Source organism: Bacillus sp. JJ1122, from assembly GCF_036964885.1.
Taxonomy (GTDB): domain Bacteria; phylum Bacillota; class Bacilli; order Bacillales; family Cytobacillaceae; genus Mesobacillus.
The window spans coordinates 183,584-184,340 of the sequence record NZ_JBALQL010000001.1 but is presented as its reverse complement, the minus strand read 5'-3'; the positions used below and the strand labels follow the sequence as shown (position 1 = coordinate 184,340).

Annotated in this window: 2 protein-coding genes; one reads left to right on the top strand and one right to left on the bottom strand. The window is 43.6% G+C overall.

Annotated elements, in window-relative coordinates:
- Positions 1-58 precede the first annotated feature (58 nt).
- Positions 59-445, bottom strand: coding sequence for a PaaI family thioesterase (locus V7201_RS00920; RefSeq protein WP_335374903.1), 387 nt, complete (start codon positions 443-445; stop codon positions 59-61).
- 97 nt (positions 446-542) lie between these two features.
- On the opposite strand from V7201_RS00920, the gene V7201_RS00915 reads away from it, so the two are divergent.
- Positions 543-725 (top strand): hypothetical protein, encoded by a 183-nt coding sequence (locus V7201_RS00915; RefSeq protein ID WP_207502121.1) that lies wholly within the window; start codon positions 543-545, stop codon positions 723-725.
- Positions 726-757: the final 32 nt, after the last annotated feature.

Sequence of the window (757 nt, the reverse complement as noted above, 5' to 3'; positions counted from 1 at the left end):
AAGTGAATTTTATACTTTCATATTCAGTAAAAAGATCAGCCGATTAGGCCGATCTTACTTATTTTTTGCGGTTAATCACGGCCATTGTACACCTTGATACACAAATGAGATTTTCGTCTTCATCAGTGATTTTAATATCCCAGACCATCGTGGTTTTCCCTTGATGCAGGACAGTTGCCACCGCTGTGACGAAACCATCCTTTTTAGCACGGATATGGTTGGCGTTGATTTCAAGTCCTACAACGACTTCATTCTCCTTATCGACCAATTCAAAGGCCCCGACACTTGCGACCGTTTCTGCCAGCGCTACAGATGCCCCTCCATGAAGCAGCCCAAATGGCTGTCTAGTGCGTTCATCCACTGGCATAGTTGCAGTGACTTTTCCTTTTTGCAGCTCCGTAATTTCGATACCTAATGAACCTAAAAGCGTTTGATTTAATTCCATGTTATCTGCCTCCTTAGATTTGGCAATTGAATTGCAAGGATTGCTGGAGAAACTAAAACTGTCCTTAGGGACGCATCCTGAATTTGAGGTGAATCGAATGAATCGAATTCGCGAGGGCATGATCCCAACTGTACTAGGGACTGCTGTCACTGCCGCAGGTTATGCAATGAAGCAAAACCGTAAAATCGATAAAATGATTTCCAACACTGTGTTCGGTTTTGGTTTGGCCCATATTGTCCTGGGAGCTATTGATTTAGTCGAACACCGAAACGAATTTTAAATAGAAAAGCGTTAGCGCCTTGGTCAGCCCCG